The sequence below is a fragment of the Enterobacter cloacae complex sp.6700776 genome (assembly GCF_048284255.1).
Lineage (GTDB): Bacteria > Pseudomonadota > Gammaproteobacteria > Enterobacterales > Enterobacteriaceae > Enterobacter > Enterobacter intestinihominis.
The window spans coordinates 1-299 of sequence record NZ_JBLVYK010000184.1 but is presented as its reverse complement, the minus strand read 5'-3'; the positions used below and the strand labels follow the sequence as shown (position 1 = coordinate 299).

At 37.1% G+C, this 299-nt stretch carries 1 pseudogene; it reads right to left on the bottom strand.

What is annotated here, in order from left to right:
- Nucleotides 1-56: 56 nt before the first annotated feature.
- A pseudogene (locus ACNQ0T_RS23805) lies at nucleotides 57-218 on the bottom strand (riboflavin synthase); the annotation flags it as partial.
- Between the last annotated feature and the right edge of the window lie 81 nt (nucleotides 219-299).

Genomic DNA, 299 nt, shown 5'->3' with positions numbered 1-299 from the left:
AAATTAGTGAGGCGCAATGTTTCTTTGATTAAATCAAAGCTAACATTCTACCCCTAAATTTTAGCCACCGTTAAACAGCAACCGTTATGCGCAACGGATGCACCGGTTTCTAAACCCACTAATAATTCTGGCGTGAATTTCATGACATGAGTACGGAAATTAGCTCTTTCCGTGATTGAGATAATTGGAGCGGTTCCTTGAACAATGCCTGTAAACATAATGACTCTCAGTGCAGTGAATTAATGAACTCAGTTTACCTAAGAATTTTCAGAAATCTATCTTATTTGAGTGGTTATATT